At 57.3% G+C, this 26,147-nt stretch carries 29 protein-coding genes and 3 pseudogenes; 20 read left to right on the top strand and 12 right to left on the bottom strand.

Features of this window, described 5'->3' with window-relative positions; genetic code table 11:
- Window positions 1–457 precede the first annotated feature (457 nt).
- From QE453_RS09240 to QE453_RS09220, 5 genes are all read left to right on the top strand, one after another.
- On the top strand, window positions 458–715 hold the full coding sequence (locus tag QE453_RS09240) for a DUF6516 family protein (RefSeq protein ID WP_309776899.1): 258 nt from the start codon (window positions 458–460) through the stop codon (window positions 713–715).
- A complete protein-coding gene (locus QE453_RS09235; RefSeq protein WP_309776898.1) occupies window positions 712–1,080 on the top strand; it encodes a transcriptional regulator in 369 nt (122 codons plus the stop codon). The genes QE453_RS09240 and QE453_RS09235 overlap by 4 nt, the downstream gene beginning before the upstream one ends.
- A gap of 268 nt (window positions 1,081–1,348) precedes the next feature.
- Window positions 1,349–1,885 carry an AAA family ATPase gene (locus tag QE453_RS09230; protein WP_309776897.1) on the top strand — a complete coding sequence of 179 codons (537 nt, stop codon included), beginning with the start codon at window positions 1,349–1,351 and terminating at the stop codon, window positions 1,883–1,885.
- Between the two features lie 16 nt (window positions 1,886–1,901).
- Window positions 1,902–2,252, top strand: a complete 351-nt coding sequence (locus tag QE453_RS09225; RefSeq protein WP_022563984.1) for an MbcA/ParS/Xre antitoxin family protein — start codon at window positions 1,902–1,904, stop codon at window positions 2,250–2,252.
- Between the two features lie 6 nt (window positions 2,253–2,258).
- A complete protein-coding gene (locus tag QE453_RS09220; protein ID WP_309776895.1) occupies window positions 2,259–2,756 on the top strand; it encodes an RES family NAD+ phosphorylase in 498 nt (165 codons plus the stop codon).
- 228 nt (window positions 2,757–2,984) lie between these two features.
- Here QE453_RS09220 and QE453_RS09215 read toward each other — a convergent pair whose 3' ends face one another.
- Window positions 2,985–3,362 carry a hypothetical protein gene (locus tag QE453_RS09215; RefSeq protein ID WP_309776893.1) on the bottom strand — a complete coding sequence of 126 codons (378 nt, stop codon included), beginning with the start codon at window positions 3,360–3,362 and terminating at the stop codon, window positions 2,985–2,987.
- Between the two features lie 844 nt (window positions 3,363–4,206).
- On the bottom strand, window positions 4,207–4,461 hold the full coding sequence (locus QE453_RS09210) for a transposase (RefSeq protein ID WP_309776891.1): 255 nt from the start codon (window positions 4,459–4,461) through the stop codon (window positions 4,207–4,209).
- Window positions 4,462–4,727: 266 nt separating this feature from the next.
- On the opposite strand from QE453_RS09210, the gene QE453_RS09205 reads away from it, so the two are divergent.
- The 3 genes from QE453_RS09205 to QE453_RS09195 all read left to right on the top strand — a co-directional run bounded on the left by QE453_RS09205 (window position 4,728) and on the right by QE453_RS09195 (window position 6,314).
- Window positions 4,728–5,183, top strand: a complete 456-nt coding sequence (locus QE453_RS09205; protein WP_107327381.1) for a pyridoxamine 5'-phosphate oxidase family protein — start codon at window positions 4,728–4,730, stop codon at window positions 5,181–5,183.
- Window positions 5,184–5,441: 258 nt separating this feature from the next.
- Window positions 5,442–5,762 (top strand): hypothetical protein, encoded by a 321-nt coding sequence (locus QE453_RS09200; RefSeq protein WP_309776888.1) that lies wholly within the window; start codon window positions 5,442–5,444, stop codon window positions 5,760–5,762.
- A 372-nt stretch (window positions 5,763–6,134) separates the two neighbouring features.
- Window positions 6,135–6,314 carry an XRE family transcriptional regulator gene (locus QE453_RS09195; RefSeq protein WP_309776886.1) on the top strand — a complete coding sequence of 60 codons (180 nt, stop codon included), beginning with the start codon at window positions 6,135–6,137 and terminating at the stop codon, window positions 6,312–6,314.
- 1,329 nt (window positions 6,315–7,643) lie between these two features.
- On the opposite strand, the gene QE453_RS09190 is transcribed toward QE453_RS09195, so the two are convergent.
- From QE453_RS09190 to QE453_RS09175, 4 genes and pseudogenes are all read right to left on the bottom strand, one after another.
- Window positions 7,644–8,225 (bottom strand): HipA domain-containing protein, encoded by a 582-nt coding sequence (locus tag QE453_RS09190; protein WP_309776948.1) that lies wholly within the window; start codon window positions 8,223–8,225, stop codon window positions 7,644–7,646.
- Window positions 8,213–8,518: a HipA domain-containing protein gene (locus tag QE453_RS09185; protein WP_112552917.1), complete on the bottom strand. Its 306-nt coding sequence runs from the start codon at window positions 8,516–8,518 to the stop codon at window positions 8,213–8,215. The genes QE453_RS09190 and QE453_RS09185 overlap by 13 nt, the downstream gene beginning before the upstream one ends.
- Window positions 8,519–8,656: 138 nt before the next feature.
- Window positions 8,657–8,923, bottom strand: a complete 267-nt coding sequence (locus QE453_RS09180; protein ID WP_309776884.1) for a HipA N-terminal domain-containing protein — start codon at window positions 8,921–8,923, stop codon at window positions 8,657–8,659.
- Window positions 8,920–9,193: pseudogene (locus tag QE453_RS09175) on the bottom strand (helix-turn-helix domain-containing protein). The gene QE453_RS09180 and the pseudogene QE453_RS09175 overlap by 4 nt, the downstream one beginning before the upstream one ends.
- A gap of 422 nt (window positions 9,194–9,615) precedes the next feature.
- On the opposite strand from QE453_RS09175, the gene QE453_RS09170 reads away from it, so the two are divergent.
- Window positions 9,616–9,936: a hypothetical protein gene (locus QE453_RS09170; protein ID WP_309776882.1), complete on the top strand. Its 321-nt coding sequence runs from the start codon at window positions 9,616–9,618 to the stop codon at window positions 9,934–9,936.
- Window positions 9,937–10,027: 91 nt separating this feature from the next.
- Here QE453_RS09170 and QE453_RS09165 read toward each other — a convergent pair whose 3' ends face one another.
- Together QE453_RS09165 and QE453_RS09160 are read right to left on the bottom strand one after the other, a co-directional pair.
- Complete coding sequence (locus QE453_RS09165) at window positions 10,028–10,432, bottom strand: type II toxin-antitoxin system VapC family toxin (RefSeq protein ID WP_309776880.1); 405 nt, start codon at window positions 10,430–10,432, stop codon at window positions 10,028–10,030.
- On the bottom strand, window positions 10,429–10,662 hold the full coding sequence (locus tag QE453_RS09160; RefSeq protein ID WP_100911572.1) for an AbrB/MazE/SpoVT family DNA-binding domain-containing protein: 234 nt from the start codon (window positions 10,660–10,662) through the stop codon (window positions 10,429–10,431). The genes QE453_RS09165 and QE453_RS09160 overlap by 4 nt, the downstream gene beginning before the upstream one ends.
- 191 nt (window positions 10,663–10,853) lie before the next feature.
- Here QE453_RS09160 and QE453_RS09155 point away from each other — a divergent pair, with 191 nt between their 5' ends.
- The 6 genes and pseudogenes from QE453_RS09155 to QE453_RS09130 form a co-directional block, all read left to right on the top strand.
- Window positions 10,854–10,982 (top strand): hypothetical protein, encoded by a 129-nt coding sequence (locus QE453_RS09155; RefSeq protein ID WP_267900252.1) that lies wholly within the window; start codon window positions 10,854–10,856, stop codon window positions 10,980–10,982.
- Window positions 10,983–11,096: 114 nt separating this feature from the next.
- Window positions 11,097–11,657, top strand: a complete 561-nt coding sequence (locus QE453_RS09150) for an AAA family ATPase (protein ID WP_125270606.1) — start codon at window positions 11,097–11,099, stop codon at window positions 11,655–11,657.
- A gap of 23 nt (window positions 11,658–11,680) precedes the next feature.
- The gene (locus QE453_RS09145) at window positions 11,681–12,292 is read left to right on the top strand and encodes a histidine phosphatase family protein (RefSeq protein WP_309776877.1); all 612 of its coding nucleotides are present in this window, start codon (window positions 11,681–11,683) and stop codon (window positions 12,290–12,292) included.
- A gap of 106 nt (window positions 12,293–12,398) precedes the next feature.
- Window positions 12,399–12,782: an ester cyclase gene (locus tag QE453_RS09140; RefSeq protein ID WP_142187704.1), complete on the top strand. Its 384-nt coding sequence runs from the start codon at window positions 12,399–12,401 to the stop codon at window positions 12,780–12,782.
- Between the two features lie 208 nt (window positions 12,783–12,990).
- A complete protein-coding gene (locus QE453_RS09135) occupies window positions 12,991–13,650 on the top strand; it encodes an outer membrane protein (protein ID WP_022563966.1) in 660 nt (219 codons plus the stop codon).
- A gap of 395 nt (window positions 13,651–14,045) precedes the next feature.
- Window positions 14,046–14,145: pseudogene (locus QE453_RS09130) on the top strand (alpha/beta fold hydrolase); the annotation flags it as partial.
- 134 nt (window positions 14,146–14,279) lie between these two features.
- Here the strand turns inward: QE453_RS09130 and QE453_RS09125 are convergent.
- On the bottom strand, window positions 14,280–15,242 hold the full coding sequence (locus tag QE453_RS09125) for a D-2-hydroxyacid dehydrogenase family protein (RefSeq protein ID WP_309776875.1): 963 nt from the start codon (window positions 15,240–15,242) through the stop codon (window positions 14,280–14,282).
- Entirely contained in the window at window positions 15,239–16,264 is a 1,026-nt protein-coding gene (locus tag QE453_RS09120) for an NADP-dependent oxidoreductase (protein ID WP_309776873.1), read from the bottom strand. The genes QE453_RS09125 and QE453_RS09120 overlap by 4 nt, the downstream gene beginning before the upstream one ends.
- 258 nt (window positions 16,265–16,522) lie before the next feature.
- Between QE453_RS09120 and QE453_RS09115 the strand changes: the two are divergent.
- Window positions 16,523–18,105 (top strand): annotated as a pseudogene (locus tag QE453_RS09115) (Na+/H+ antiporter).
- Between the two features lie 112 nt (window positions 18,106–18,217).
- Here QE453_RS09115 and QE453_RS09110 read toward each other — a convergent pair.
- Together QE453_RS09110 and QE453_RS09105 are read right to left on the bottom strand one after the other, a co-directional pair.
- Window positions 18,218–19,030, bottom strand: coding sequence for a nickel-binding protein (locus tag QE453_RS09110; RefSeq protein ID WP_309776871.1), 813 nt, complete (start codon window positions 19,028–19,030; stop codon window positions 18,218–18,220).
- 164 nt (window positions 19,031–19,194) lie between these two features.
- Entirely contained in the window at window positions 19,195–21,138 is a 1,944-nt protein-coding gene (locus QE453_RS09105) for an ABC transporter ATP-binding protein/permease (protein ID WP_035210531.1), read from the bottom strand.
- A gap of 217 nt (window positions 21,139–21,355) precedes the next feature.
- Here QE453_RS09105 and QE453_RS09100 point away from each other — a divergent pair, with 217 nt between their 5' ends.
- The 4 genes from QE453_RS09100 (at window position 21,356) to QE453_RS09085 (ending at window position 25,967) form a co-directional block, all read left to right on the top strand.
- Window positions 21,356–22,564 (top strand): MFS transporter, encoded by a 1,209-nt coding sequence (locus QE453_RS09100; RefSeq protein WP_034497759.1) that lies wholly within the window; start codon window positions 21,356–21,358, stop codon window positions 22,562–22,564.
- A 137-nt stretch (window positions 22,565–22,701) separates the two neighbouring features.
- Window positions 22,702–23,211, top strand: a complete 510-nt coding sequence (locus QE453_RS09095; protein ID WP_309776870.1) for a cytochrome P460 family protein — start codon at window positions 22,702–22,704, stop codon at window positions 23,209–23,211.
- A gap of 181 nt (window positions 23,212–23,392) precedes the next feature.
- Window positions 23,393–25,171, top strand: coding sequence for a cytochrome c biogenesis protein DipZ (locus tag QE453_RS09090; RefSeq protein ID WP_309776868.1), 1,779 nt, complete (start codon window positions 23,393–23,395; stop codon window positions 25,169–25,171).
- Between the two features lie 37 nt (window positions 25,172–25,208).
- Complete coding sequence (locus QE453_RS09085; protein WP_309776866.1) at window positions 25,209–25,967, top strand: alpha/beta hydrolase; 759 nt, start codon at window positions 25,209–25,211, stop codon at window positions 25,965–25,967.
- Window positions 25,968–26,147 lie beyond the last annotated feature (180 nt).

Genomic DNA, 26,147 nt, shown 5'->3' with positions numbered 1-26,147 from the left:
ATCAGATTCCCTCTCTGCTCCACCAATAAATAATTCATCCTTCATGCAAAAACCTATATAAATCACTTGATTGCAGGCAGTTCAAATTGCCCGCCCGTACAACAAGCCAAATCCGCCAATCAAACTCCCCACTTTTCACAGCAACGGTCTACTTACACTATTTATATGTTTTAGCGCCACTCCTACATAAATTATATGTTTTAGAGCGGCACTCCCCCTGCCTCAAACCAATAGCGCGCCGCGATCGTTCACTTAAGTTAATACCGGTAATTTATTCCTTGCAGCAAGTATAAAAATAATAATATATGCATTTGAATAAGAATAAATCAGTAAAATATTCCAAGCATAAACACCCTGGAACCTGCTGCCAAATCAACCTCGAAGCTGCGTTGGCATCCTTGACAACAGCGTGTTGTGATGGCGTAAACGACAACATGATTGCCGCGGTACTTGTGGAATGTTCGAAACTGTTTTGCAAGATGATGCGATTGTCGTGTGGAACGTGCGGGAACCCGTTCCCGGTAGCACGCACCTGTTCAAGTATCGACTGTTTTTTGGCAAGGATGGTCGGCGCATCGTCGGTTTCGACAACGAACGCGGCAAAGGCGATCATTGTCATCTTGACGGCGACGAGCATCCTTACATGTTCACAACGACCGATGCCCTCCTGTCCGACTTTCGGAAGGAGATAATCAAGAGGAGGAAGAAGCCATGAGAGAAGCCTTGATTCAAATCAGAGCAGACAGCGAAGCTGCCCTCAATGAGGTTTTTGAAAGGGCAACAAACGCCATGCGTTCAGGCAATCCCTCAAAGCCCGTGGCAGTCTTCACCTTTTCGTCGCCCGCACAGCTTTTTTCTGTCATCACCCCCAAAAGGTGGGAATTGATTGAACATCTTCAGAAGATCGGTCCATCGAGCATACGCGGACTTGCCCGATCCGTCGAACGTGACGTTAAGCGTGTCCACGAGGACGTGTCCGCATTGTCGGACTGGGGTATATTCGAACAAACCGAAGACGGAAAGGTTCACGTACCCTACGAAGTCATCCACGCGAATTTCGACCTCAGAGCGGCAGCCTGATCAGGGACCGCAACGCAAACCATCGCCGGGTCAATATGATCGAGGCCCTCAAGATGTCGACGGCGAGGGTTTCCGTAGGAGGCGAGCTTTTCGCCCATGCCGTAGGATCGTTCCAAGGCGATCGCTTAGTCGCGTCTTACGAAATGTCCGCAAGCGCCCAACGCGTCGCGGCGAAGCCGTCGAGCAGCCAGGTTCCTAACGCGATCCAGTTTTATCCTTGCAATTACGGAATAAAACTCCATGAATGCAAGGACGATTGAGCTAAGAATTGAAACCGAACTCCGACATTTCGTGGGCTCAAGTCCTGCGATTACATTGTTGGGCCCCCGCCAAGTCGGCAACAATACTTTCACTCAATATTGGAGAAACCCGGTCCTCGATCTATCTTGATCTAGAATCAGAAGCGGACCGCGCCAAACTATCGGAACCGGCGCTTTATCTTGCAAGTCATGGTGACAAACTCGTCATCCTCGACGAAGTTTATCGTCTGCCTAACGTGTTCCAGACTCTGCGGGGCTTGATCGATCGCAATCGCCGCCGGACGGCGCACCGGCCAGTCGGCTCGGCTTCCATCGATCTCCTCAAACAATCTGGAGAAACACTGGCTGGCCGTATAGCATATCTTGAAATGCAGCCGGCTGCGGAACACGGTTTGCGTCCCGGTGCCCTACTTGGAGGCAACCGCTGCACGAACGTTCATGGCGACGGCATCAAGCATGAATCTATAGCGGCTTGCAGCTGTAAGGGGCCCTACACCTTGAACGCCTGTAATTTTGACGCTATATTGCGTCAGTATCTTTGGTAAATCAGAGGAGGCGAACGTGGCTCTCGCACAATATGCTGACAACGGGCTGTTCGCGCCGGGAAAAATCGCCGACGTTCTTCATACAACAAGCGACGATATCGCGCGCAGTGCCGGGTTGGGCAAAGATGCGGTACAGCGCAAAGAACGCATCAAGTCGGACAAAACCCAACGGCGACTGCGCGAAATGATCGAAGTCATCAACAAGGTTGAGGCCCGTTTCGGTTCTGCGCTCATGGCATATGCCTGGTATCGTTCAGAGCCTCTCTCAGGCTTTTCTGGCCACACAGCAATGCAGCTTGTTCGAGACGGGCGCGCTCACGAAGTACTCGAATACATCGACGCGATCGACGCTGGCGTACATGCCTGACCCTTGATGAAGTACCAGGGCAAGCTCTACCGAGCCCTTAATCCGGTTTACGCTCGTGAGCCGCTCTCCGGGCGAGGTGCCGAGCTTTATGGCGGCAGATTCAATCCAAAAGGCATGCCTGCACTCTACACGTCAGTGACAGTCATCACGGCATTGAAGGAAGCAAATCAGGCAGGCAGCTTACAGCCCACAACTCTCGTCTCCTACGATGCGGACATCACACCGCTGTTTGATACTCGCGATGAAGCCCTGCTTCATGATCATGGTATTGACGCTCAAACTCTCAGCACCCCGACTTGGCGAGACGACATGAATGTGTTCGGTGAAGCCCCCACACAACGTCTTGCCCGGTCTCTGAAAAACGAGGGCTTTTGCGGTTTGATCGTCGGGAGCTTTGCTCCGGGGGCGACTGATATCGACCTCAACGTCGTCCTTTGGACATGGGGAGACACCGTCCCACATCAGTTGATCCTGATTGATGATGAGCAGCGCTTGTCACGCTGAAACCGCTGTGAAATCTCCGCGGGCGGCAAGAATGCGTCTAAAACACCCATTAATGGGTCAATTAATTGAAAATCCGCCGTAAATGACCCACTGAAATGGGCCAATATACGCAGGCTGACGCTCATGCTGCGCGACGGCGGACATCTAGTCCGGCTCGCCACTGCATCCGATGACAGGAGCGAAGATGACGGCGCGGAAACGAGTCTGGCGCCGCCTTGCCCCGTTCTATCAAGACTTCATATTCAATAACTCAGGAAATTCGTAATACCTCAGCCGCTTGTCACGGCAGCGGTAATCGTTCTTTGAGGAGTCCACGCTCACGTTGTGTTTCAAGGCTACGCCGATATAGGACCAATCCGGGTTGGAACGTTCTGCCGTCCGAGTGCAAAAAGCATAAATCCGCCTCTCAGGATCGAGTAGCACCACACTTGAAATCTGGGCTTTCGTGAAATCTCCAGGTTTGATGGTTCCGCGCAGCGCGTCCACATAGTCGCGTTTAATCGATCTGGACGGAGGACGCTGCGTGTCCAAAACCGATCGGGGCGCCGACGTCTGGCAGCCAGCCAACGCCATCGCGGCGGCACAAAGAAGCAAAGCCGTCTTCATTGAATTCAATCCCCAAAATCAAAGCACAACACGAACAATGTATCTTGCAACCATTGAGATAAATACGCGCAAAGCAAATGTATCCACAGCCCAAAATCGCACGGTCACCTTTCGATAAACCGGGCAAACGGGTTGGGGCACATTTTTCGGCAGATGCCGGATCAAACCTACTCCAGTTCACTGGCATCAATGATGGTCATTGCATACCTCCGTGGGTGGGCAGCCGAGCCAAAAGAAATCAAACTAGTCGGCCAGACCGTCCAGCGTCGATCCGCGTCGCTCGTTGCGCACCAGTCGCGATTTCAAGGCAAAGCCCAAGGAGATCGGAACCCTTCAAAATCTCGAGGCAAACCCATTCTCGTATATGATAGAAGGCACGGCGGCTCGCCGGGTAATCGGTGACAAACGAGAACTCATGGCCCGAATGCGGAGCACTACGTTCGCAGTATCCGCTCACCTTCGGCATCGAGCTCATCATGCCGCGCCGGTAAGTGAGCGAGTTGGGCGAGAATTTCGCGGTCTTCACGTTCAGTTCTCGCAATCATTTCCCCACCGGCCCGCCGTCGTCGCACTTCAATCGTCCAGGGCACGCAGGTCAGAACCCCGCTGGATTGGGTCTCCGTCTGCGGCCAATGACTCTTTCACACGCAGCATGGGGGTATTCCCGTCACCGTCATCGACCTCGATGTGTCCCGGGCATCTTCGCCAAAGAGAATGCTGCGGCGCGCAGCGTATGCGTTGACACCGCGAACCGCGTCAACCGTTGAACCGAGCGCACATGCCAGGGATTACCGGGGTCTTAACCTCGAACTTGCGCAGCCAGCTGTTCAGGCGATCTCGAAATTCAGATCTGCCCAATAGTCGAATAAAGCCCTGACCTGCCTCTTAGGTTCGACTGTGCCGCTGCGCACGAGGGAAGAATATGTCTTTCCGCAGCGGGCCGATTTTTCAGTGATATACCGATGCGACGCGCCATTGCCGAGACACTCGCTCCAGGCTCAATCGCCTCAGCCACCGCTCGCTCCTTGAAATCATCGGACCAACGCCGCCGAAACTGCCGCGGCGCGCCCTCGAACCGTTTCGGAACGGCCTCGATCATATGAAAGTTTCTAGTTTCAGAGATAGGCGCAGACATAGAAGCTCACAGCTGGCGGATACATTACGCAATAGCTGTGCTAGCGCCACTGACGCCAGGTGGGTCAGCTTGCCGCTTACGGTCGAGATATGGAAGCTTTGGCTTCCCGAAGGCGAGCAGTGGCTCGCGAACAGCCCGTATTTCTCACGTATCACGGTCACGCGCTGCGATCGGCGGAACCCCAGACCTCAAAAATGGTTGAATTCGTGATGTAAGAAAAGGATTGACCAATGAAAATAAGCGAGCTCTCCAGAAAACTCAGCAAGATCGACTTCTGCATGTTCAACACACACGATCCCGCCGGGCAGATCAATAGTCGACCAATGAGCAACAACGGCGATGTGGAATATGATGGTGACTCATGGTTCTTCTCCTATGAAGACACGAAGAAAGTCCAGGATATAGTCAAAGACTCATCGGTTACACTGACGTTCACTGCTCCGCCCGGTATTCTTGGCAAACCTGGAATATTTGTTTCTGTCAACGGTCAGGCGAGCCTGATCAGAGAAAGGCCCGAGTTCGACGCCCATTGGACGAGTGGACTGGACAGGTGGTTTCCGCAGGGCGCCGACACACCACGTATAGTCCTGATTAAGGTGTCGGCTCGCACGATCGAGTTCTGGGATGGCGAGGAAAATGGAAAAATCGAACTGGCAAGCGATGCCGCCATGAAAGGTGCGGTATGAGTGACGCAGCTTGTCGAGCTCGACCCGGGATCTCGGTAACTGAACGTCCTCAGTTGGGTTAGAGCCTGTCTACGACTAATATAACCTGTCCGCCAACTTTCTGGGCATCCAGATCCGGGTCCGAGGAGCTTTCCCGAGCATGCCGGGTCCACGCGCCGTGATGCATCGGCGTCACATCCTGGTGCCAACTTTGGGGCCAAAAGCTCACCTTCAGGGTCTTCCGTTGACGCCCGTCAGCCGACCCGGCAACCTCACACAATGACCGCGGCGAACAGTTTCATTGCCGAACTAGTCCGCGACGCCAACAGGCTCGATCACCTCGACAGCTGGCAGAAGCGTCGTATGCTCGAACGGGCCGCCATGACAATTCGCGACATGCGGGAAACAATCGGTATGCCATCTGGCCCCGGCCGTGACAGTCTCGTTGACCTCCACACCGTTGCCCTCTCCATCGAACGCGGATGGCGCGGCGATGAAGAAATCCGGAACGCACTGCTGCAGGCAGCCGCCGTGATCCGCGACCTGCATATCATTCTCGACAGCAAAACCGAAATCAGCCTCGTCAAACCTGCCGGTTGAATATCCCCTTGCTCCCAGACTTGCCCTGCTTCGTCAGCGACGCGTCATCGCCATGATCCCCGTGTCAAAGCCGTCACCAGCATGGCTGCGCAGTCTGCCAGAACGCTGCCGTTTGCTGCACGCCCTCGCCAGCCTGAACCGTCGCGCCAGACCGCGAACAAAACCGGCAGACCCCTCCCGCACAATCCTGCGAAGTTCCCGTGCGGCGGCCGGAATGGTCGCCTGCCCTTTGTCGGTGACCGTCCTTTGTCATTCCGTCAGGGCCACTGCATCGGTGCCGGACATCCGCTGGCGTAACACGGTGGATGCATGAACGCTTTTCAGGCACGGGCGGCGACAGCGATTTTAGAACCAGGGGTACGGGAGGTCGCTATGCTGGCTAAAGTCACACCGAATACCGTCAGCCGTGTAGAGCAAGACGAAGCGGACGCTCGAGGTGCGCAACCTGTCGCCATCGAAGCGATCAAACGCGACTACGAAGAGCGAGGGATCGTTTTCTTCGGCGAAGATCCCATACCGTATGGTGCACCCGGGGTAAGGCTCGGCAAATAGGGAAAGGTTGAAGTTCCGCCTCTTCCCAAGTCAGTCTGCCGGGACTGGTTTATCGAACTGACATAAGGTCACCACCCGCGCGCTATGACGAGCCTTTCACGGAGATCAAACGGCGGAACAAAATCCGACACCCCGTCGACCTCGACTTTGTTACCATCCAGAAAACAATTACCAGATTGCCTTGCCCTGATGTTTGCCTTCTCCGAACACTACCGCACCTGCAGTTCAACTTTGGAATGTAGTGACCCATCCAGGATTGCAGACGTGTAGCGGCATAACGTACCATTGATGCGCACGCATTTCGACCAGAATGGCGTTCGCCGTTTAATATGGCAGGATAGGCTATTGGTATACCGCCCGGACCGGGCGCCAACTTATGTACGAACCCGACATCAATGGGGGACCGTCCTGACTCCTCTCAGCATATGAAGATGAGCCATCATGCATACATCCGCAGCGTGTGGAACGGTCTCTCTTTCTGCCCCGATAACCGCTGCTCCCAAAGCATTGCTCGACATGTGACCGCGCAAAGATACAAGAGTGGGAGAACAGGCGATTAGGTGGGCTGGAGAACAGGAGAACAGGAGAACAGGAGAACAGGAGAACAGGAGAACAGGAGAACAAGTCAACAGGCGGACAGGTGATTAGGCAAGTGGCGTCTGGAACAAACTTTGAGAAAGCAAAGACCCGAATGCCGGTCATCACCGCAGCCTCGGCCGCTCCAGGCTCAAGGATCCCACGCTGGACTACCGGTACTTTTTCCGAACGGCGCGGGCTGAGGGAGCGAGCCGACGTGATCGGGCAGCGGCCGGCGAAAAGACAAACCTCCCCGCGACAGGCGGTGGAGCAAATCGCAAACATGGAAGCGCGATAGGCGTGATGTCGTTGAGGGTTACTCTCCCAACCTGAACCTCGTGCTTCGCTCGATTAGACTCGACCCGTCGGGACATCCCATTAGTGAAGTCCAATTTGACCGGTTCCAGATTGGTTGGAGCAACTGACACCTGGTGGCCGTAGGACAGGACTGCGTCGCCGGATATCCGAGGCATTCGCCTACCCAATCTTGTCGAGTTAGGATTTATCACCAAAGCCTGCTTTCTGCACAACGGCGATTCCTGCTTCGACGCGTGGGCCCAACGTGCTCGACTACCGCGATGCCCGGACGAGAAGCAGCGGCGTCGCGCCGCCAAATCGGTCGTTCATGCGGTTCCGAAACCGTCTTGAAAGCCGTCGTCCGTACGCGCCAACGCGAAGGACCAAGAAGGGCGGGCGTTTTCATGTGTGACCAGAGAGGAACTTTTCGGTAGACCGGACGATATCGCTATGCACTCAGAAAACGAGTGAATGGACTCGGGTCGGGCTCCGGCTCATCGACCACCTAATCGATCCTGAATTCTTCGAACACCGCTTTCGAACGCTGTGCGTAAGCCGCTCGAACACCCTCGTCGGAACGCTGGCCGAACCAGAAACCTCCTGTGCCACCGCATCGCATCCGACGCTGACCAGTTGTGCTAGCTCCTCCACCCGTTTCAACGTTGATGCACCGCTCAGTCCAACGTCATCAGCCAGTGCCTGCCAATCGGCACGTCGCAGGTCAGGCGCATGGAACCGGCCAGAAATCCCCTGAGGCAGACTCTGATCGACCTGCCGATAAGCGGCAGCGCACATAAAGTCATAGAGAGGAGCCATCTTCGCGGACCCACCGGCACCGATCAGGATCGAGTAATTTTTCGCATGCGAATCCGAATTGCAGATCAGGACATTCAAGATCACCGCGTCGAGAAGTTTCAACCGCTCGCCAGGAGAAACAAGATCGCTGACGGCGTCAAACATCATCTTCATGGTCACGCCGCGGCCGGTCGAGGATCGCTCGTATTTCTGCGACGGGAAATGTCCCGTTAACTGGCAAATATCCTCCTGATGCGCAACCTGCGGATCTCCCCTTGAGGGTCGGTAAAGCGATCATAGCGTTTCACGAGAAGATAACGTCGCTTGCCAGCTACTCCGATCGTCGCCTCGGCAGCCTCCAGACCGCAGGCACGCGCAAGCGACAGGCAAAAGGCTTCGTTCTCCACGCTCCCCGCAAGGCGTTTCGTATCCGGCTTGAGAATATGCGTTGATGGCGTCCCATCAACCGGAACTGAAATATGGCCGTGCCCGTCGACAAACACCGGCAGTTTCTCCTGGACGCCCGCAAGCGACATGGAAACACCGCGCTCTCCGACCAGAAAAGTTTGGCAGGAAGTTCACCGAGAATACGCTCCAGCGCCTGCTCATCCGGCACGGGCTGGAGGTTGACACCCGCTTTACGCGGTTCGCCGATCGACAGCGCTCCCGCCGTGTCACGTCCGATATGACCAAGCACCGACAATGTCCTGTGGAGAAACCTTGAGGCGTTGTCCGATCTCGGCAAGATGTGTTTCTGGAAGCAGATTGGCAAGCCAGGGCAGCAGCTTGGCAGTACCCACGGGCCCGGAGCGCAGCGGCATGGTGAGCGACACCGGAAAGGCCGTGCGGCGCGCTTCCCAGCCCGGATCATAGTCCAACGTCCATTCGCCATCAAAAGTCAGATGGGCGACAGGCAAGGTCTCGTAGTAGATGGTTGTCATCGATCAGCACCAAACATCGGCAAAAAGCCAAGGTCATCGTCCGGCGCGGCTGGCACAGCCTGGACCGTCTTGAGATCGCCGATCTCAATGCCGACGGTGCGCGCGACGATCAGGGCATTTTCGAGCTGGCAACTCGGCTTGCCCGATTCGAGCTCGACGATGAAGCGTTCACCCGTTCCGGAACGGGCAGCAAGCCCGGTTTGCGTCCAGCCGAGAGCTTTACGTTTCTCCTTGATAGCATCGCCCGAAATCGCGTGCGGACCTGAACATTGTCAACCTCCATCTCTTGACTTACCGTACAGGAAGTTTTCAAAAAAAAATCAAGGCATCACTTCCCGATCGGTAAGCCTCTCACTTGATCGCACCAAATCATCCCGATCGGGAATTTATGTAGGATCTCAACCAGCAGGAGCAAATGTCTTTTCCTCGTACAAGGAGACGATTGTTTCATCTACATTGCCAGATAAATTACCACACCGGCACCTACAATAGCCTTAATTTTATACATTAGAAATCTCACATAAATCGATGATATTTATCCATAATGTATCACAATGTCGCGGCATAATCTTGTTCACCGCGCGTTCCGCCCCGATGCACTGGCATCACAGTAACGCCCCAAAACCGTAGCCCAAAGGCCGCGCTGCCGGACTTCTGTTGACGCCGGTCGGCTGTCCCGGCAACCTCATACCATGACCCTGACCAACAGTTTCATTGCCGAACTTATCCGCGACGCCAACAGGCTCGATCACCTCGACGACTATCAGAAACGGCGAATGCTCGAACGGGCCGTCACAACAATCCGCGACATGCGCGAAACAGTCGGCATTCCACCCGGCCCAGGCCGGGACCGTCTCCTTGAGATCCAAACTGTTGCCCTCTCCATCGAACTCGGGTGGCGCAGCGATGAAGAGATCCGAAACGCTCTACTGCTCGCGGCCGGCATGATCCGCGACCTGCATATCGTCCTCGACAGCAGAACCGACATCAGCATTGTTAAGCCAGCCAGTTGAAAGCCCTTGTAGCTATCGCCTGGGCGGCCCATCAGAGCCAAACCGACCCTGAAACCGGTGAGGACTCACAAATGCCAAGACTGGCGCATTCCTAGGCTTCAGGCGAGATCAGAGTGACAGTCGGAAAATACGATCGGTAACGAGCCACATCTCGCGTCAACAAGGGAAGGTTTTGTATTGCCGCGTGGGCGCCTATAAAAAAGTCAGGCAAAACACCGTTACGGGTACCGCCACCGCGGCGATATCTGGTAAAGGCCTTTCCCGCCAGAAATAACGCCGCGCGAGGGAAAGGGCTGAACTTCAACCCCGCCTGATCAACAAAAGCATCAAGTTCTTCTATCCGCTCATATCGAACAGACAGTTCCGCGTAGACAACGTCATTGATGAACAGCGGACCCGAAACGCTCGCCAGTTCGAGCTGCTCAATCGACCAGTCGGCCCAAACCGGGTCGTCCGTCACAAGATCAAGCAGGACATTTGTATCGACAAGCGTCACTCGTCACCACGGGTCAGCGCCATGATGGCGTCGGTACCCAGACCTTCACCAGCATGTCCGCGCAGCCTGGCGAAACGCGTGAGTGGCTGTTTCTTGTCTGCCCTGACGAGAACTATCCTTCCATCGGGGGCCCGAACAAAATCGACCGAGCTTCCTGGCGAAATCCCTAAAAGCTCACGTACGGCTTTTGGAATGGTGACCTGCCCTTTGGCCGTTACCGTTGTTGCCATCTCAAACTCCCGTAATACCGGCGTAGAAGATGGTATTACTTCTGTGCCTCTGTTTCAACCAATCTCGCGATGAAATCAGTCACCAACGCCCAGCCACCAAATCATACCCGACAACATTCAGCCTATCGCCGTTAGGATTACATTAACCATACCGGACCACCCTTCTCTCGCAGCAACGATGGAGGTTGGCTTTGGCTTACGACTGGGACCGCAATGAACGCGACGGCCGCTTCGATGAACTGGCGGCAGGACTGATATTCTTCACAATAATCACCCTGCTTCTGGCGTCAGCTTATCTCGTGACAAGCCTTGCCAGCTAGGGCGGTTCATTGCCTGCGTGCCGGCCAATATAGAATACGCCAGATTGGCAACATCGATAGCACAATGATCACATCATCATCCGCTTTATGCCTGCCAAAGGTCAGTAATGGAACATGACGGACGATCTTGGCGGCCATATCCTGCTTCTCTCCGGCCATCCCGGCTCTGGCAAGTCGACAATCGCCGGAACGCTGGCTCACTTGCCCGGCGTGCCAAAGGTGCATTTCCATAGCGATGATCTGTGGGGATATATCAAGCATGGCCGCATCGATCCCTGGCTGCCGCAATCCCATCAGCAGAACCGGATGATCATGCAGATTGCCGCCGACGTTGCCGGTCGCTACGCGAAGGCGGGCTACTTCGTGATCCTCGATGGCGTCGTGCGACCGGACTGGCTTCCGGCCTTTACGGCACTTGCCCGGCCGCTGCATTACATCGTCCTGCGCACGACAGCGGCAGAGGCGGTAGAACGCTGTCTAGCCCGCGGTGGTGACAGCCTCAGCGATCCTGATGTCGTCGCCGATCTTCACTCGCAGTTCGCCGATCTTGGTGCCTTCGAGCACCATGTCCTGTCAATGTCAGGCATGGACAAGGGTCAGGCTTTGCAATCGGTCATCAATGCGCTGCAATCGGCACGTTTCCGTATCGATGCTTTGGACGAAAGCAATCGATAACGAATATGCAGGATGAAACAAGCGTGGCTCTACCGACCATCTACCTCCTTCGTCACGGCGAAACCGTCTGGAACTCTCTTGGCCGGTTTCAAGGACAATTGGATTCACCTCTCACGCAGCGTGGCATCGAGCAGGCGGATCATGTAGCTCACTTGCTCCGCGAAACGCTCTGCAACGATGACCAGTTGTTCCAGATGCAGATCAGTCCGCTTGGGCGCGTGCGCCAGACCGCGGACCGCGTACAGGCCAAGGTGCCGCTCCCGTATATAGAAGATGACCGACTGGTTGAGGTTACGACCGGCTCCTGGGACGGGATGACGCGATTTGAGATCGACAACGAGTTTCCCGGCCATCTTGCCGGGTCAAACGCATTCGACTGGTATTTCAGGGTGCCCGATGGAGAGAGTTTCGATGACGCCTGCAAGCGCGCGACCTCATGGATCTCGGATATCCGGCATCCGACCATCGTCATTTCCCATGGTCTGTTCGGGCGGATCCTTCGCGGCGTGTTTCTCGGACTTTCAAAGCGGGAGATGCTCGAACTGCCCGTTCCGCAGGATGGATTTTACCGGCTAGACGATGGCAGGTGCGAACTCGTCACCGGTTCCCCGTCCATTCCAGCGCCTGTTCAATGACGGAGCACAGTTCGCTGTCGCAATGGACCGCGAGCGTCGCGCAAACTGCTGACATCGACCCCGGCGCCGAAGCAGGCTCGACCCTTCGATCGATACGGAGAAACACATGCCGACACTTCAGGATATCTATCTTTCCTATCTCGACTGCCTCAACCGTCAGGCTTTCGATGAACTCGGAACCTTCGTCGCCGACAATGTCGAACACAACGGCCGACCATTCGGATTGTCGGGCTATCGCGACATGCTGGAAAACGACTTTGCCGACATTCCCGACCTGCGGTTCGAGGCAGAGATCCTTGTCATCGAGGCGACACGGGTTGCCGCCCGGCTTTCGTTCGATTGCATGCCCAAATCCACCTTCATGAGCCTTCCGGTCAATGGCAGGAGGGTTCAGTTCTGCGAGCATGTGTTCTACGAATTTGAGCACATGAAAATCCGCAGGGTCTGGTCGGTCATCGACAAGCCCGCAATCGAACGTCAGCTTGGCTGACGGCCCTGGCCTTGCAAAGACATCGGCTGCCGGCAAAGGCCTGTAAAATTATCCTGACGAGCGCGAGCGCAAGCGACTTCCCACCGCGCCCGGGCAGCCTCGATTTTATGCAGACCGCTGCACGGATCGTAGGCGTTGCACAAAGGTTACATCATTTCTTAGGCAAAAGGCATATAAATGATCTCTCATGTAAGGGAGTTCAGAGACTATGAAGAAAATCGTATCGACTATCGCCTTCGTGCTCGCGGCATCGACTGCAATGGCGGCCGATGCCGTATCAGAAGTACCTGCAGCCCCGGCAGCAGAGGTTGCGCCGCTGTTCAGCTGGACCGGATTTACCGCCGGTGTCCAGGCAGGTTACGGCTGGAACAACAATGACGCTTCGATCGTCGGCCTTCCCGGCGAAACGTCCGCAGACTTCGACGGCGCTCTCGCCGGCGGTTTCGTCGGCTTCAACTATGACCTTGGCAACAGCTGGGTCGTTGGCCTTGAGGCTGACTTCGAAAAGAACTGGGGCGATGATTCCGCCACCATTCTCGGCACAGGCTTCGACTACGGGTTTGACTGGCAGGGTTCGGTTCGCGGCCGGGTCGGATACGCATTTGACCGTGCACTGGTATACGGTACCGCAGGCTGGGCCTATGCTCGCGGCTATGCGGAAGTCCCGGGCATTGCCGACGTGAAGGAAACCTTCAATGGCTACACCGTCGGCGTTGGTCTCGACTATGCATTTACCGACATGGTGTTCGGACGCGTTGAGTACCGTTACACCGACTTCGGCGACAAGGATTTCAACTTCGGTGGCGCTGCAATCAACGCGGATGTCGACCAGCATGCAATCCGCGTCGGCCTCGGCGTAAAGTTCTGATCCACCTGGACAGCAACAACAAAAGCCCGGCCTTCGTGCCGGGCTTTTTCCTGTACCTTTTTAAAAGCGGCAGCAAGGAACCGGGGCCGGCAAGTGCGGGCAACCGGTTCGTCAGCGTATCCGCTGCACAATTACTGAACATGCCGACCAGGACCGAACGCGGACGGACACGTTCCTTCTTCCGCCAGCAGACGCTCAGCCGGTCTCATCCATGATCTCCCCTTTGAGCGAATCCTCAAGCAGTTGACGATCGGCACCACGCAGCGCCATCCGCGGCGATTGACGCCGCAGCAAGTCCCACAGCATCTGCGCATCCGTCCGCCGATTTTTGCAGTTGGTAGAGCATTCTCATGCCACGCAGCACCTCCAGCAGCACCTAAAGTTCCCGTTCCTTCAAGGCCTTCTCGGAAACCGACCAGACCGAGGACCTGAAGAATCTGCGTTCCGACGCTTGTTCTGCACGGTGAAGACGACCAGATCGTTCCGATCGCCGACCTGCTGGCCCTCATCAAGGGCTGATACTTTTGTGACATCAGAATGCGGCCGATCATTCGGCCGCATTATTATTTGGGCGAGGCCAGATGGTGCCGCCAGGCGGTGCGACGGGAACCAAGGGTCAACTCGGAAGTTCACAAAACCCGCAGTGGCGTTCCGTTCAGCCATGCGACGAGATTGTCCACGGTATCTCGATAGAAAATCCGGTACGAGTTTTCGGTAACAAACCCGATATGAGGCGTCGCGATCACATTGCCAAAAGTCCGAAGCGGATGATTACTGGGCAAAGGCTCATGATCAAACACGTCCACTGCAAGACCTGCGATCCTCTTGGTTTCCAGGGCAGCGATCAAAGCTCCTTCATCGACAAGCGGACCTCGTGACGTATTCACGAGCCAGGCTGTTGGCTTCATCAAAGCCAGCTGCTCCTGACCGATTACGCCCTTCGTTCGCTCCGACAGAACAAGATGCAACGTCACCCAGTCGGACTCGCGAAGAAGCGTCTCTTTTTCAACCCGTCGCACACCGGCAGCTTCTGCCGCCTCATCGGTCAGATTCTGGCTCCAGGCGATCACGTCCATACCGAAAGCAAGCCCGACCTTTGCGATCTGGCGGCCGATCCTGCCCAGACCGATGACACCCAGCGTGCTGCCCGAAAGGTCGCGCCCGACCGTGGTTTGCCAGCCACCACTCCGAAACGAGGCAATTTCTGTGGAAATATGGCGTGCCGCCGCAAGGATGAGTGCCCAAGTCAGCTCCGGGGCGCCCGATCCGTTCGCACCCGTCGCCGAAACAACGATGCCAAGATCACGGGCCGCGGCAAGGTCGATTGAGGCGTTGCGCCCTCCAGTCGTTGCGATGAACCGCAGGTTCGGCAGGCGCTTGAGAACACGTCGCGGCAGTGGCGCCCGTTCGCGCATGACGCAGACAGCATCGAACGGCAAGAGACGATCAACCAGGCGTTCTTCGTCCGCGATGTGGTCATTGAAGATCGTGATTTCGGCACAGTCTTTCAATGGCGACCAGTCGGCGCTGGTGATCGCCACATTCTGGTAATCATCCAAAACCGCGATATTTCTTACGTCATGGCGGCTCATGAGACGACGCCACCGATTTTGACGATAAGCTTGCCGAAATTCTTGCCTTTCAGCATGCCGATGAAGGCGTCAGGAGCATTCTCCAATCCATCGACGACATCCTCGCGGTACCTGATCTCGCCGCTAGCGACCCTTGGGCCAATCTCCGCGAGAAAGTCATTGAAATGATCGGCCGCAAATTCAGTCTGGATGAAACCTCGAACGAGAAGGCTCTGTCTCAGGATCGCCGACATCGTTGCCGGAAGACGGTCTGTCTGCGACGAGTTTGCACCGTTATATTGAGAAACGAGGCCGCAGACGGGAACACGCCCGAACTGGTTTAGAAGAGGCAGTACCGCATCCCAGACGCGTCCTCCGACATTCTCGAAATAGACATCAATCCCGTTTGGAGAGGCCGCGTTCAGATCGCTGACAAAATTCTCCGAGCGATGATCAACCACGCTGTCGAAGCCAAGTTCATCCTTCACGAATGCACATTTGTCGGGCCCACCGGCTATACCGACTGCCCTCGCCCCGTAAAGCGTTGCAAGCTGTCCGACCATGGAACCAACGGGGCCAGAGGCTGCAGCGACAGCAACCGTCTCACCCTGCTTCGGTTTGCCAATGAACTTCAGACCACTCCATGCAGTAAATCCCGGCATGCCAAGGACGCCGATCGCGGTCGTGACCGGCGCGCCGTACGTCTCGACCTTTCGTAGCAAGTCCCCATTGATGACCGCCCCCGTACACCAACCGGTCCGCCCGCGCACGATGTCGCCGGGCGCAAAACCGTTGTGCCGTGACTTCACCACCTCGCAGATCGTCTCGCCTTCCATGATACCGTCGATGGGTACAGGCGCCGCGTACGATTTGGCATCGCTCATACGCCCACGCATGTAAGGGTCGAGCGAAAGATAGAGAACGCGGACCGTGACATCGGCCTCGGCTGCTTCGCGCAGCTCGGCATCCTCAAGGCGGAAATTTTCATGCGATGGTTCTGCCAAGGGTCGGCTTGCCAGCACAATACGTTTTATCGTCATCATAAGGTTCGTTCCTCGTTTATTAGCCCAAGTCTTGGGCCGCCCTCGGCTTGGATATTCCACCGCTTCTCGAACTCCACGGGTGGCGGCATCCCATTCCTGATGTGCTTGCGTTTTGGGTTGTAGATCATTTTGATGTGCGGCGCTGCCTAAAGAACCGGTGATAATTGCCGGAACTCAGTCAAACCAGCAAAAATGACTGCGTTGCTTTTTCGCAAATCTCGTCATTTGATGTGAGTCCGACGCGGATTGGGGGCGCATATGGACGGTACGCATCTCTTCGAACTCGTGATCGCGATGTTTCTCGCCATCATCGTGCTGCACTACATCGCACATCGCATGGGCCTGCCGCCATCGGTAGCGCTACTGGTGGGCGGGGAACGCTGGCGTTCCTTCCCGGCTTGCCCACGATCGCTGTCAATCCGGAACTGGTTCTTGTTATCTTTCTACCGCCACTGCTTCTCGACGGAGCGTGGTCGATCGCCGTCGATCGCCTGAAACGACACGTCTTCGGAATTGCATCTCTCGCGATCGGTGCAGTGCTGTTCACGACAATCGTCATCGCGGTCGTTGTCCACCTCCTGATGCCGTCTCTGCCATGGGCGGCCTGCGCAGCCCTTGGCGCCATCGTCTCACCTCCGGACGCCGTGTCAGCCCGTGCCGTGCTGGAAAGGGTTAAGATTCCGAGGCGTCTGCAAATCCTTCTTGAAGGTGAGAGCCTTCTCAACGACGCCAGCGGGCTCGTGCTCTTTCGTTTTGCTGTAGCGGCTGCGGCCGGAAGTACATTCAGCACCACCGACGCGATCGGCACCTTCATTTTTCTGGCCCTTGGAGGCGCCGCAACCGGCGTGGTCGTTGGCTTCGCATGGGTAAAGCTCGTCCGGCACCTTGGCGACGAGTACCTCATCATTGCCGCCACCGCAATCTTGTCATGGATCGCCTATCTTTTGGCGGAACAGATCCATGCGTCCGGTGTAATCGCCACCGTAACGGCCGGGCTGATAGCGTCATGGCATCAGCACACCGTCTTTTCTGCGGCGACGCGAATGCGCGGCACCTCATTCTGGAACGTCCTTGTTTTCCTGATGGAGGCTATGGTTTTCATCCTGATAGGACTATCGCTGCGGGACGTCGTTGAACGTGGCGGCGGCTTTGGCTCACTGGTTGGTTCGATGGCACTCCCCGCGGCCGCAATCCTCGTTTCGCTCGTCATCGCGCGGTTCGTGTGGATATTCACATCGGATCTGGTCATCAGGTTTTTTCACGGGGTCAAGGTCGCTCGCTCGACGCCCCTCGGAGCAGGAGGGGTGACGGCGCTCGGCTGGGCAGGCATGCGCGGCGTCGTGACGCTGGCACTAGCGCTCAGCCTGCCGGAGGATTTTCCCGGACGTGACTTCATTCTGGTCATGGCATTCGCGGTTATCGTGGGAACCGTTCTCATACAGGGAACGACGCTTGGGTGGATTATCGCCTGGGCGGGGCTCGGCAATATCGAACCGGAGCGCGCACCGATGACGATGAGTGAGGCTGAAGCCGCCATGGCGCAGGTCCAGCTCGCAGCCGTTCAGGGGCTTGCCTACGACGAAAGTGGGGAACTCATCCATCCCCAACTCCTGAAGAGATACGAACACCGGCTGGCAGCAAGTGTCAGATACGCCGAAAGTACCGAGAAATATTCGCCACTTCTTCATGCCCACTTCGATGTCGTTCTTCAGGCTGTCGCCGCCGGCAGAAAGGAACTTATTCGTCTGCGACGCGAAGGAAAGATCGACGATGAAACTCTAAGGGAGCTTGAGCATGATCTCGATCTTGAAGAGCTCGGCGCAATTTCTGCGAAGGCGTGACTGGCTGGATGCTTTCCAACTTAAGGAAACCAGCACCTATAAGCAGCAGGAAGCCAAGGAAAGCATCGCAACGGTAGTGCCGCGTCAGGATCAGCCGTGAAGAACACCATAATCAATGCAACCACTCGCAACGATAGGCTAGGACCGGCTTGGCGAAGCCTTTAAGCCTGTATCGATGGCCATATACGGGGACATCGGCGCTGCCATATTCCTGCAGGGTCTTGTTCGATATCAGGATCTGATCGCTATCGGCGGCAGCACAAAGCCTTGCAGCCAGTTGAACGGTCGTGCCGAAGAAATCGTTGCTGTCTTCAATCGGCTCACCACAATCCAGCCCGATGCGGATGTGAATGGGTTCGCCCCTGTCGCTGTTGTAGCGATGGAAGGCGCGCTGAATATCGATTGCACAGTCGACTGCAAATGGCGTGGAGGAGAACACTGCCATTATGCCATCGCCGGTGTGCTTTACCTCCCGTCCTGACCGTCTTACCAGACAGCCACGCACGAGCGCATCATGCGCGCGGACGAGTTCGGCTGCCATACGATCGCCCAGGCGAGCGGTCATTTCGGTTGAACCGACGATGTCAGTGAAAAGTATCGCACGGTGGCCGGCGTCCATGTGTTTGGGGGCAGGCTCGAGCGGCGTCGGGTCCTGTATTCGCCCGAGAAACGCCTCCACAGCCGACAGGGCGACTTCCACAACTTCGCTGGCGACGAAGCCGTGGGCTTCGCGGTGCACGCATTGCGCGGTTTCAGCATCCGGCGCATCCATGAGGCAGAAGGCGGTACCGCGCCTTTCATCGAACCAGTAGGTTAAAAACCTGACGCCATACCGGTCCTGAATGTCGATATCCTTAAGATGCGCGGCGGCAATATCGGCCGCAGAAACTCCGGCGAGGTCATGCCGGTCCATGAAGATAGGCATTGTTTCCTCCCGAGAGTATGTCGTTGCCTCATCTGGCGGCCAGATTACGACGTCACCGATTGACCGTCCACCGTTCATACGGGTGACGTGGAGAACACAGAAGCACCGAAAGAGCGATACTCATTCGCATTATGTCAGGGCGTGGAGGTGCTGCGCGACTTTCGTCACCTGCGTTTGACCATGCGGCGGAGCAACGAGCCGGACCGGGCCTTCCTCGGAATGAGGTGGATATCGCTGACCAGCTTCGCGCCACCTTCCCGGCGTTCCAGCGTAATCTTGCGGCTGTGGAAGGCCTCCAGCTCGGCGCGATGTGCCACGCTGATGATCGTAGCATCTGGCAATTCGTCGATGACCGTCTGCATCATCCTGTCCTGGCTTTTTTCATCCAGGGCGGCGGTCGCTTCATCCATGACGATGATATCGGGATCGTTCAGCAGCAGGCGGGCAAAGGTAAGCCGCTGTTTTTCACCACCGGAGAGCGTCTGGTCCCACGGCGCCTCTTCTTCCACCTTGTCCTTGAGGTGGCCAAGACCAACCTTATCGAGAGCGGCGCCGATCTCTTCGGCAGTCCAGCTCTCCGCTGCCTGCGGATAACAGACCGCCCGACGAAGGGTTCCGGACGGGATATATGGCCGCTGCGGTAACATGAACAGCCGGCTGCCGGCACGAAAACTAACGCTGCCGCCGCCCCATGGCCACAGGCCGGCGATTGCCCGCACGAGCGTGCTTTTTCCGGATCCGGATTCACCTGCGACGAGCACCCGCTCGCCGGGTCCGATTTCGACATCGGTTTCCTTGACGACAGCAGTACCATCGCCCAGCGAAACGGATACATCCTTGAGGCTCAGCATCGTCTCACCCTCCGTTTCACCGCGCACGATCCGGCCGAGCGTATCGCTCTGTTCGGCCCGCTCGAGGCCGTCAAGCGACATCATCAGCGATGCGACGCGCCTTGCGCAGGCATTCCAGTCCGCCAGCCGGGGATAGTTATCGACCAGCCAGCCGAAGGCGGACTGAACGATGGTGAAAGCCGATGCCGCCTGCATGACCTGGCCCAGCGACATGCTTCCGTCGAGGAATTTCGGCGCGCACAGCAGGACCGGAACGACGGGCGCAATCAGCATCGATCCATGCGACACGACGGTGGTACGCATATATTGCTGCGCCATTCGCTTCCACTGATGCCGGACATTGCGGAACCTGCTGTCGAGATCGCTTCGCTCTTCTTCTTCGCCACCCAGCAGCGCAATGCTCTCGCCATTTTCCCTCACACGGGTCAGCGTATAGCGGAATTCCGCCTCGAGCTGGTTCTTGACTTCCGAGACTTTGACGAAGTTCCGGCCGATCCACGCAATCGAGCTTGAGGTGATAAGCGCGTAAATTACCGCTGCCACCACCAGAAAGCCGGGTATCGTTATCCAAACGCCGCCGATCGGTAATGTCAGCGCGCCGCCGATCGTCCACAGGACGACGATGAAGGTGGATGCCGATACGAATGCGGCAATGACCCCTGCGACGAAATCCACCGGCGCTTCAGTGGCGATCCTCATGTCCTCCGACAGCCTCGCCTCCGGATTTTGATGGTCGCCGTCAATCAGGTTAAGCTGGTAATAGCGGCCATTTGCAATCCACCGGGAGACCAGCACCTTCGTCAACCAGGACCGCCAGCGCCGCTGGATCCGCATCCTGACATAGACCTGCGACGTTACAATCAGGACGCTGCCCAGAACCAGCGGCGGGAATATGGAAGCGAGAAAATAGACCGTGGACGCGTCCCGTTTTTCAATCGCGTCGAAGATGCCACGATTCCAGACGTTGACACCGTATTGGAAAGCGACATTGATGCCGATCATCACCAACAGGCCGATGGAGAACGGCCATGCCAGCCCGTCGCCACGGCGGCTCCAGAAGCCGCGCGCGCTGATCCAAAAGCGTTTCAGCAGATATTTTTTGCGGGCCTTTTCGGCTTCCTCCGGCGTCAGGCCCTCAGCAGGTTCGATTTCTTCCGGCGGCAGCGGCTCATCGGCTGCATTCTCGACATGTACTTTCCCTGCACCATTCTTGCCGGTGCCATCGGCTCGTTTCGAATTTGCGTCAGCATCGGTCATGGACGGCTAAACGGATGGCGGTTTGAAAGGTTGCCCGCCGGCAAAGATTTCCCGCGGGCAGAAAGGCGCACGACCCCCGGACACATCCCTGCGTCAACGCACGCGCCTGCGTTGTGCGCCGCACAAATTTGGACAAATAGGCATGAAATTCGGACTTTTAGATACATATCATCCAGCAAAATTCATCTAAAACTCTCCCAACTCAAGGAGAGATACCATGACCGACACCACATCAGAGTTTGACGGGACAACAATGTCCCTCGACATCGAGGAGCAACCCGCGTGGACAGCCGCCACATGGTTCGCGGTTCTTTCGATGGCGGCCACCAGCTTTGCGCTGGTATCGGCCGAGTTCCTGCCGGCGGGACTGTTGACGCCGATGGCGCGTGACCTCGGCATCACCGAAGGAACCGCCGGACAGGTCGTCACGGCCACGGCATCCGTCGGCGCAGTGACGGCGCTGTTGAGCAACGTCCTCATCGGCCGGCTGAACCGCAAGACCGTGCTAGTCGGTCTGAGTGCACTGGCGATCGGCTCAAACCTTCTTGCTTCCTTTGCAACCGATTTCTGGCTTCTGTTGCTGGGCCGGGCCGGGCTCGGGATTGCTCTCAGCGGGTTCTGGGCGCTTTCGGTTGCCGTCGTGGCAAGGCTTGTCGGCGCAAATGCAACCGGGCGCGGCATGGCCATCGTTACCCTCGGCGTTTCGCTCGCCACAATCGCCGCGCCTTCGATGGGAGCCCTTATCAGCGACTGGCTGGGATGGCGCACGGCAATGTCGATGACGGCAGGGCTTGCCGTCATTGCCATGCTGCTGCAGATCCTCAGCCTGCCGTCGCTGCCGGCAAGCACCAGCAACAGCCTTTCCGATGTTTTCCGCCTGACGCGGCGGCGTAGCGTTCAGCTGGCCATGCTCGCGATCCTCCTGCTCATGACGGGACATTTCGCCGGCTCGGTCTACGTCCGTCCCTTCCTCGAGCAGGTGACGCTCCTCGGTACAACGCCGATTGCTCTCGCACTGCTTGGATTTGGCGTCGCCTCGGTGATTGGCAACGTCGCGGGTGGCCGGATGGCTGATGCCAGTATCCGTCTCGCACTCATCGTCACCGCCGCGCTGATGGCATTTGCAACGATTTCCCTGGTTCTTTGGGGCGTCCATACCGGTGCCGCATTTGCTCTCGTCGCCCTTTGGGGCCTCGCCTTCGGCATGGCGCCTGTCGTGCTGCCGACCAACCTTTCCCGGGGCGCGCCGGATGCGCTGGAGGCTGCAGGCAGCCTGATGGTCGTTTCTTTCCAGGTGGCCATCAGCATCGGTGCAGTGTTCGGCGGCTATATCGTCGATTCCTACGGCGCCACCGCGCCGCTGGCTCTGACCGCGATCCTCGCGACATCCACCGTCGCGCTCGCGCTGCTGCAGCGCGCCGACTGATATGTGTGTGCCGGCGTTTCCCTCGCCGGCACAATCGCTGCTACGATCTGATACATAAATCCCGGTTTCAGGAAACATGCCGGATACCTGCCGCGCAGATCATCGTCTGATCGTTTTTGGATCAGGCAGGATTTGTCATGAAGAACCAGATTTTCTTTGCCGTCGCTCTTGCAGTTGCGGCAGCAGGTTTCGGAGCCGCTTATTCCAGCCTTGCGGAGAGCCGGCCGGAAAACGCCTCACCCATCTACGGCGTTACGCTTCCCGAGGGATATCGCGACTGGCGCTTCATCGCTCCCGCACAGGAAGCGCTGCCGCTCGATGAGCTCCGTGCCGTTCTGGCAAACGACATCGCCGTGAACGCTTACAAGAGCGGAACCCTGCCCTTTCCTGATGGCTCGATACTGGTGAAGCTTGCCTACAAGCGGCAGCAATCCGCGGAATTTCCACCAGCCACGGTGCCGGGCGCGGCAACCACCGTGCAGGTGATGGTCAAGGACTCCAGGAAATATCCTGACAGCCATGGCTGGGGCTTCGGGCGGTTCGTCAACGGCAAACCGGTCGATATCGCACAGCACGAGACTTGCCTTTCGTGTCATGTCGGCAACGTCAAGGACCACGATTTCGTTTTCACACGATACGCGCCCTGACGAGCAAAGGGCCACGCCGCCGTTGCCCTTCATGGTCGACGGTCCGTCCGCTCGCCTACACTCCCATACAAAATCAACTACACACCGACACATCAGAGATACGCGACGCCGGGAAGTTGGCGCCATTACCGGCTCACCTTCGCCGCCCGGTGCCCCTAATCCCAGCCGAAAGGAAAAGATAATGACGCTTCTGGTCGTTGCCTATCTCGGGGGTGTGCTGACAATTCTCAGCCCCTGCATCCTGCCTATTCTTCCCTTCGTCTTCGCGCGGGCCGGCCAACCGTTCCTGCGCAGCACGCTGCCGCTGCTCGCCGGAATGGCGATCACCTTTGCCGCCGTTGCGACGCTCGCTGCCATCGGCGGCAGCTGGGCTGTCAACGCCAACGAATATGGCCGGCTCGCCGCCCTTTCAATGCTCTCCCTTTTCGGAATTGGGCTGATGTCACCGACGCTCGCCTCTTTCCTGTCCCGTCCGGTCGTTGAATTCGGCAACCGGCTTGCCAATGCCGCCGGCAAGCCCGATGCCGCACCGACGGTCACTGGCTCCCTGCTGCTCGGCATCGCCACCGGGCTCCTGTGGGCGCCCTGCGCCGGCCCGATCCTCGGGATCGTGCTGACCGGTGCGGCCCTGAAGGGTGCCAATCTGGAAACCAGCCTGCTTCTTTCCGCCTATGCCGCCGGTGCTGCGACATCGCTTGCCGTCGCCGTCCTCATTGGAGGCAGGGTGTTTGCGGCGATGAAGCGTTCCCTCGGTTTCAGCGAGCGTGTTCGCCAGGCAACCGGAGCAGCGGTGCTGGCAGGCGTTGCCGCCATCGCACTTGGACTGGACACCGGTTTTCTATCGCAGATTTCCTATGCCAGCACGACATCGTTCGAACAACACGTTCTTGATCGTCTTGACGCCGCCAGTGGGCCCGAACGGAAGGTCGAAGTAGCGGAGAAAACCGCAGCCACAGCGCCGGACCGTGACGCTGCCGCCATGCGCCCGGCACTGCCGGTTGAAGGCACCGCGCCGTCCCTCGATGGAGCTGTCGAATGGCTGAACTCCCCGCCGCTCACCCGTCAAGACTTGCGCGGAAAGGTCGTGCTCATCGACTTCTGGACCTATTCCTGCATCAACTGCATCCGCACCCTTCCTTATGTGCGTGCCTGGGCGGAGAAGTACAGGGATCAGGGTCTCGTCGTCATTGGCGTGCACGCGCCCGAATTTGCCTTCGAAAAGAAGATCGACAATGTCAGACAGGCCGTCGCCGGCTTCAAGATCGAGTATCCGGTAGCAATCGACAATGATTACAGGATCTGGCGCGCCTTCGATAACAGCTACTGGCCAGCGCATTACCTGATCGATGCCAAAGGCCAGATCCGTTACCACCACTTTGGTGAGGGAGACTACAGGCAGACCGAAGAGGCGATACAGGATCTGCTGCGCGAGGCGGGCAGCACCGGCGCATCCCCCGCTGAGACTGTGACGCCCGAGACAAAGGGGGCTGAAGCCGGCGCGGACATGAGCCACATGCTCTCCGGCGAAACCTATGTAGGCTACCGTCAGGCGCGAGGCTTTGCATTGAACGAGACAATGCGTGCAGACGCGCCCCGAGACTATTCCGTCACGACGCCAGCCCTCAATGAATGGGGGCTCTCCGGCGAATGGACGGTCGGCGCGGAAGCGGCCACCCTTGATGCGGCCAATGGCGGTATCACCTACCGCTTCAGCGCCCGTGACCTGCATCTCGTGCTGGGTCCGGTTGATTCCGGAAAGCCGGTCCGTTTCCAGGTGACCGTGGATGGCCATCCGCCGGGTCCTGATCATGGCGCCGATACGGATGCCAATGGCAATGGCGTCGTCACATCAACCCGCCTTTACCAGCTTGTTCGCCAGTCCGGCACCGTGACAGCAAAAACCTTCACCATCCGCTTCCTCGACCCCGGTGTGCAGGCCTACGCCTTCACCTTCGGGTGACCCGTTTTTTATCCGGCCACATGAAAGGAATAACACGATGCATCATCGTCTCATGCCAAGATTCGCGCTCGCCTTTGCAACCGCGCTGATTGCGTTTGCCGCACAGGCGGCGGAGGTAAAGAATATCGTCATCGTCCACGGGGCGCTTGCAGATGGTTCTGCCTGGCGCAAAGCAACGGACATTCTCGCAAGCCGTGGTTTCAACGTCACCATCGTCCAGGAACCCATCACCTCGCTTGCTGATGATGTGGCAGCAACAAACCGCGTGCTCGATCTTCAGCAGGGCCCTAGCCTGCTGGTCGGACACAGCTACAGCGGCATGGTGATTTCGGAAGCGGGCAATCGACCCGATGTTGCGGGGCTGGTGTATGTCGCCGCCTTCCAGCCGGAAAAGGGAGAGAGCCTTCTTGACCTCGCCACAGCAAAACCACCCGCCGGAAGCGGCATAAAGCAGACGAAGGATGGCGCCTTCCTCTATCTGGATCCGGCGGTCTTTGCGCAGGATTTCGCCGCCGACCTGCCCAGCGTCGAGGCTGCCTTCATGGCCAAAAGCCAGGTCTTCGCCGCCAAGGTAGCCTTCGCAGCCAAGGCGGGCGAACCAGCCTGGAAAACAAAGAAAAGCTGGTCGATCATCGCGACGCAGGACAGGTCGATCAACCCCGATCTCGAGCGTGACATGGCAAAGCGTGCCGGCAGCGCGGTGACCGAGATCGCCGGGAGCCACGCAGTCTTCGCATCCAAGCCCGAAGAGGTCGCAGACGTCATCACAGAGGCTGCCCGGCGGTCCGCGAAATAAACACGGATCTGGTGGAACGCCACCACAGCCGCTCCTGACATCGGGAGCGGCTGATCTGCATTCAGAGGGCAAGCTGAATGTATCAGTCTGTATATAGAAGGCTCGCTGCTACAAAACCATTCACATCAGGTTCGCCCGGGACACATCGGGGATACACGTACAGCGTTAACTGCCTGTCAT

It is taken from the genome of Agrobacterium sp. SORGH_AS_0440 (assembly GCF_031453135.1).
GTDB classification, from domain to species: Bacteria; Pseudomonadota; Alphaproteobacteria; order Rhizobiales; family Rhizobiaceae; genus Agrobacterium; species Agrobacterium pusense.
This window is presented reverse-complemented; position numbering and strand designations above follow the sequence as displayed.